Raw genomic sequence first — 6000 nt, forward strand, 5'->3', positions numbered from 1 at the left:
AGGCACATCGAAAAAAGACGCACTTTAAAGAATCTCCCGCAGATGCAGCCAGGCCGTAAGCAAGCTTTCAAGGAAGAGTCATGAGTCATAGCGCCCAGCCACCGCTCTATAAAGCGCTGGCAGACTACAAGAGCGCGTTGATCGGTGTCGGTTGTTTTACCGCGCTGATCAACGTGTTGATGCTCGCTCCATCGATTTACATGTTGCAGGTCTATGACCGTGTATTGACCTCACAGAACCAGACCACACTGGCCATGCTGACCCTGATGGTGGTCGGGTTCTTCGCCTTTATCGGCGTGCTGGAGATGATTCGCAGCTTTTTGGTGATCCGCATCGGCAGCGAGCTGGAGCGACGTTTCAATTTGCGCGTTTATCAGGCTGCGTTCGAGAGCAACCTGCATGCCGGGCAGCGCCAGGCCGGCCAGGCGCTGGGCGACCTGACCTTCATCCGGCAGTTTCTCACCGGCCCTGCGTTGTTCGCGTTCTTCGACGCTCCCTGGTTCCCCATCTACCTGGCGTTCATTTTTCTTTTCGACCCTTGGCTTGGCGTGCTGGCCAGTGTTGGCACGGTGTTGCTGGTAGCGCTGGCCTGTCTTAATGAGTGGCTGACCTGCAAACCGCTGGCCGAGGCCAGTGGCTATTCGCAGCAGTCTGCGCAACTGGCGACCCGTCATCTGCAGCAGGCCGAGGCCATTCAGGCGATGGGCATGCTCGAAGCGTTGCGTCGCCGCTGGTTCACTGTGCACTGGCGCTTTCTGGCCCTGCAGAACCGCGCCAGCGACACCGGGGCAGTGATCAGTTCGATCAGCAAGGCGCTGCGTCTGTGCCTGCAATCACTGGTGTTGGGGTTGGGTGCGCTGCTGGTGATTCGTGGCGAGATGACCGCGGGCATGATGATCGCCGGCTCGATCCTGATGGGGCGGGTACTCAGCCCTATCGATCAACTGATTGCGGTCTGGAAACAATGGAGTTCTGCACGTCTGGCTTATGGGCGTCTGGACCAGTTGCTCAAGACCTACGCCGAGCCCGCGCCGCGCATGGCGCTGCCCACGCCGCGTGGTCAGATCAGTGCGGAGCAGGTCAGCGCTGCGCCGCCGGGCCGAACCTCGCCTACGGTTCAGCAGGTGAGCTTCCAGTTGCAGGCTGGCCAGGTGCTCGGCGTGCTGGGCGCATCGGGTTCCGGCAAGTCGACCCTGGCCCGCGTGCTGGTCGGGGTGTGGCCCGCATTGGGCGGAACAGTGCGGCTGGACGGTGCCGACATGCACCGTCTGGACCGCGAGGCGCTGGGCCCCCACATTGGTTATTTGCCGCAGGACATCGAACTCTTTGGTGGCAGCGTGGCAGAAAACATCGCGCGCTTTCGCGAGGGTGACGCGAGCGCGGTGGTCGCGGCTGCGCAATTGGCGGGTGTGCATGAACTGATCCTGCGCCTGCCGCAAGGTTACGACACGCGGCTGGGCGATGATGGCGGCGGTTTGTCCGGTGGCCAGAAACAGCGCGTTGCGTTGGCTCGCGCCTTGTACGGCGATCCCAAACTGGTGGTGCTTGATGAGCCCAACTCCAATCTGACCCAGGCAATGAGTGAACTCAAGGCGCGTGGATGCACCGTTGTGCTCGTCACTCACCGCACCCAGTCCTTGAGTCAGACCGATTGCCTGCTGGTGCTGAGCGAAGGTCGCATGCAGGCATTCGGCCCTACGGCTCAGGTGTTGCAAGCCTTGTCCGGCCAGGCACCTTCCGGGCAAACATCGTCCGGGCCAGCATTACAACCGCAACCCCGTCCGGTACCTGCCGGGCTCTCCCTGAGCCGTCAGTACGGCAACCAGAACAGGCAGTCCGACGTATGAACAGCCCTCTCGACACTCATTACGCCGTACCGGGCAAGGAGCGCGGTGTGCAGTTCTTCGTGCGCGCCGGCTGGATCCTTATGCTGGCGGGGGCGGGCAGTTTCTTTCTCTGGGCCAGTCTGGCGCCACTTGATCAGGGCATTGCCGTGCAGGGCACGGTGGTGGTCTCGGGCAAACGCAAGGCCGTGCAGTCGCTGGATGGTGGCGTGGTGAGCAAGATTCTCGTCAGCGAAGGCCAACTGGTCAAAGAAGGCGAGCCGCTGTTTCGTCTTGATCAGACGCAGTTTCAGGCGGATGTGCAATCGCTGGGCGCTCAATACCGCATGGCCTGGGCCAGCCTGGCCCGCTGGCAGAGCGAGCGCGACAATCTGGATGAGGTGCACTTTCCCGCAGAACTGATCGCCGCCGGGCAGGGCCAGAATCCTGACCCGCGTCTGGCCCTGGTGCTTGAGGGGCAGCGGCAGTTGTTCAGCAGCCGTCGTCAGGCGCTGGCGCGCGAGCAATCCGGTTTGCAGGCGAGCGAAGGTGCCGGGCTGCAGCTCGCCGGCATGCGTCGCGCGCGTTCGGATCTGCTGGCCCAGGCCGACTCGTTGCGTCAGCAACTGCGTAACCTGGAACCTCTGGCGCAAAACGGCTTCATTCCGGGCAACCGCCTGCTGGAGTTTCAGCGCCAGTTGTCTCAAGTGCAGCAGAGCCTGGCGCAGAACGCAGGCGAAACCGGGCGCATAGAGCAGGGCATCGTCGAATCGCGTCTACGCCTTCAGCAGCAGCGCGAGGAATACCAGAAAGAGGTGCGTAGCCAATGGGCCGATGCTCAGGTCAAGGCGCTTACCCTTGAGCAGCAACTGGCGTCGGCAGGTTTCAGTCTGCAACACAGCGCCATTCTTGCGCCTGCCGATGGCATCGCTGTGAACATGGGCGTGCACACCGAAGGCGCTGTGGTGCGGGCCGGTGAAACCTTGCTGGAGATCGTTCCGCAAGGCACACGACTGGAAGTCGAAGGGCGTTTGCCGGTGCAGTTGATCGACAAGGTCGCCAGCCATTTGCCGGTCGACATCCTCTTTACTGCGTTCAATCAGAGCCGCACGCCTCGGGTTGCTGGCGAAGTGAGCCTGATTTCCGCCGACCAGATGCAGGATGAAAAAACTGGTCAGCCGTATTACGTGCTGCGCACCTCGGTGGGCGATGCCGCACTGGAAAAACTCAATGGTCTGGTGATCAAGCCGGGCATGCCCGCTGAAATGTTCGTGCGCACGGGTGAACGCTCGCTGCTCAACTACCTGTTCAAACCTTTGCTGGACCGTGCCGGCTCCGCGTTGACGGAGGAATAGGATGATTCGTTATCCCCTGAAAGCCGCTTTGCTGACGGCCATCCTGCTCGGTACTGCGCCGTTGAGTCATGCGATGGGACCGTTTCAGGTCTACGAGCTGGCGCTGCGCAATGACCCGACCTACCTCGGCGCACTCAAGGAACGCGATGCGGGCCTTGAGAACCGGATCATTGGTCGCGCAGGCCTGTTGCCTCGCGTGTCGTACAACTACAACAAAGGGCGCAACGATTCAAAAGCCACCCTTAAAGGTGGCCGCGAAGACACCACGGATCATCGCCACTACAACAGCTTTGGTTCAAGCCTGACGATCCAGCAGCCGTTGATTGACTACGAAGCCTACGCCAACTACCGCAAGGGCCTGGCTCAGGCGCTGTTTGCCGACGAGACCTTTCGCAGCAAAAGTCAGGAATTGCTGGTGCGGGTGCTGACCCTTTACACCCAGGCACTGTTTGCTCAGGACCAGATCAACATCGCGCGCGCCAAGCAGCAGGCGTTCGAGCGCCAGTTTTTGCGCAGAACCGGCAGATGTTTCAGCAAGGCGAGGGCACCCGTACCGACATTCTTGAAGCCGAATCGCGTAACGAGCTGGCGATTGCCGAGCAGATCGAAGCCAGCGACGAGCAGGACGCCGCCTTGCGTGAGCTGGCAGCGTTGCTGGGCGAGCCGGGTATCGATGTTGCGCAACTGGACCCTTTGAAGGACAGTTTTCAGGCGTTGGTACTGGCACCTTCAAGTTTCACCGAGTGGCATGCGCTGGCCACGGCCAACAGCCCGACACTTGCGTCGCAACGTCAGGCAGTGGAAGTGGCGCGCTATGACGTGGAGCGCAATCGCGCCGGTCATCTGCCGACGGTGAATGCTTTCGCGAGTATTCGTCAGAACGAGTCGGACAGCGGCAATACCTACAATCAGCGCTATGACACCAATACCGTTGGCATCGAGGTCAGCGTGCCGCTGTACGCCGGCGGCGGCACCAGCGCTTCGGTGGGTCAGGCCACCAGCAAGCGTGAACAGGCCGAATACGAGCTGGAAGGCAAGACCCGCGAAACTCTGATCGAGCTGCGTCGCCAGTTCAATGCCTGCGCGTCCGGGGTGAGCAAGCTGCGCGCTTATCAGAAAGCGCTGGTGTCGGCGCAGGCGCTGGTCGAATCGACACGTCAGAGCATTCTGGGTGGCGAGCGCATCAGCCTGGATGCCCTCAACGCCGAGCAGCAGCTCTACAGCACCCGGCGCGATCTGGCGAAAGCCCGTTACGATTACCTGATGGCGTGGATCAAACTGCATTACTACGCCGGTACGTTGCGCGACACCGATCTGGCGCGCATCGACGAGGCCTTCGTGCTGGCACGCTGACAATCGTTGTCAGGTAGCCGTTATTAAACAGCGGCGCTGAACCGTGCCAGCGAGAAAGCTGAAAGGTCTATATCGCTCTTGCCGTGAATACAGCGTTGCGCGAGGGCCAGCCCCAGCCCGGCTGAATGCTTGAAGCCGTGACCGGAGCACGCCGATACGACGGTCACGTTTTTCAGGTACGGGTGTTCATCAATGATGAAGTGGTAGTCGGGCGTGACGGTGTAGGCGCACACCGAGGACTTGACGACGTGCGGCTTCAGGCCTGCAATTTTGCCCTGCACCTGGGTGTCGAACATGTCCTGTTCCTCAGGCGCGGTAACGGTGCGGTCCAGCGTGTTCGGCGCTGAATCCTCAATGTATTGCTCGGTGGCGACCTTCATGCTGTTTTCGCCGGGCAGGGGCGGGAAGCCGTAACTCACGTCGGCCTCACCGGATCCGTGAATCATGATGAAGCTGGGCGAGCGCGGAGCAAACACCGCGTCTTCCTGCAGCTCGAACCAGAACAGCTTTTGCCGGCAAACCCTCAACAGGTCGCTGAACGGCGCACCCAGCAGTTCGGCTGACCACATGCCCGCGTTGACCACGACCTTGTCAGCGATGATCGAGCCCTTGTCGGTGGTAATGCGCACCTGGTCTCCGTGCGGCTGTAAGTGCGTGACGGTCTCGTGGGTCAGCAGCCGTGCGCCGTGTTGCGCTGCCAGCCTGAGTTGAACGTCGATACAGCGCTCTGGCCGAACAAAACCGCCCTCGGGTTCAAAGTAGCCAATAGCCGTGTCCAGCACCGGTGCGAACTGTGGAAAACGCTCGCGAATGCTCGCGGCCGCAAGCACCTGATGCTCCACGCCATAGGTGCGGGCCAGCGCGATGGTCTGGTGGGTGAAGTCGTCAGCATCCGCTGCGTCGTAGGTCGGGCTGGAGGTCATCACCAGCACGCCGCACTGCTCGAACAGCGATTCGCCGCTCAGTGCCTCGAGTTCGCGCCATATGCTGTGTGAACTGCGTACCAGCGGCAGGTATTGTGGGCCTTCGCCTACCGACAGGCGCGTAATGCGTGTATCGCCATGGCTGGAGCCAAACGTGTGCGGCGGGTCGTGGCGGTCGATGCCGATGACATCAACGCCTGCCTTGGCCAATTGATAGGCCGTGGCAGCGCCCATTGCACCCAGGCCAAGCACAGCTACTTCGCAACGTTGTTCCATGTGCGCTACGCCTCGAAAAATCGTCTATTTCACGCTCGACAGCCAGCCGAATCAATGACCAATGCCGCATAAGGTTATACCGAGTCTTGATATGACTATCGTGCCGATGCTCTGCGTCCGATCCTGCGTCTGCGGCGCAGATATGTGACGTGGAAGCGTCACGCAACGGTTCTGCGATGTCAGTTGGATTCTGGCTCGACTTGAGTCACCTTTTCGCCTCTCGGCGCCCTACTTTGAAGGACCAAAGTAGGCAAAGTCCCGGCTCCGTTT

3 protein-coding genes and 1 pseudogene are annotated in these 6000 nt (G+C 61.0%); 3 read left to right on the plus strand and 1 reads right to left on the minus strand.

What is annotated here, in order from left to right; translation table 11 throughout:
• The first annotated feature begins 80 nt into the window (after window positions 1-80).
• The 3 genes and pseudogenes from DW49_RS0113770 to DW49_RS01000000128380 all read left to right on the plus strand — a co-directional run bounded on the left by DW49_RS0113770 (window position 81) and on the right by DW49_RS01000000128380 (window position 4531).
• Window positions 81-1847 (plus strand): type I secretion system permease/ATPase, encoded by a 1767-nt coding sequence (locus DW49_RS0113770; protein ID WP_005618932.1) that lies wholly within the window; start codon window positions 81-83, stop codon window positions 1845-1847.
• Entirely contained in the window at window positions 1844-3178 is a 1335-nt protein-coding gene (locus tag DW49_RS0113775) for an HlyD family type I secretion periplasmic adaptor subunit (protein WP_005618931.1), read from the plus strand. The genes DW49_RS0113770 and DW49_RS0113775 overlap by 4 nt, the downstream gene beginning before the upstream one ends.
• 1 nt (window position 3179) lies before the next feature.
• Window positions 3180-4531, plus strand: a pseudogene (locus DW49_RS01000000128380) (TolC family outer membrane protein).
• A gap of 23 nt (window positions 4532-4554) precedes the next feature.
• On the opposite strand, the gene solA reads toward DW49_RS01000000128380, so the two are convergent.
• Window positions 4555-5730, minus strand: a complete 1176-nt coding sequence (gene solA, locus DW49_RS0113785) for an N-methyl-L-tryptophan oxidase (protein WP_005618930.1) — start codon at window positions 5728-5730, stop codon at window positions 4555-4557.
• Window positions 5731-6000 lie beyond the last annotated feature (270 nt).

Origin of the sequence: Pseudomonas avellanae BPIC 631 (assembly GCF_000444135.1) — a bacterium.
Lineage (GTDB): Bacteria > Pseudomonadota > Gammaproteobacteria > Pseudomonadales > Pseudomonadaceae > Aquipseudomonas > Aquipseudomonas avellanae.

Bases quoted from the DNA above. Each gene is read 5' to 3' on its own strand.
- DW49_RS0113770 (WP_005618932.1), top strand. From the start codon at position 81: ATGAGTCATAGCGCCCAGCCACCGCTCTATAAAGCGCTGGCAGACTAC.
- DW49_RS0113775 (WP_005618931.1), top strand. From the start codon at position 1,844: ATGAACAGCCCTCTCGACACTCATTACGCCGTACCGGGCAAGGAGCGC.
- solA (WP_005618930.1), bottom strand. From the start codon at position 5,730: ATGGAACAACGTTGCGAAGTAGCTGTGCTTGGCCTGGGTGCAATGGGC.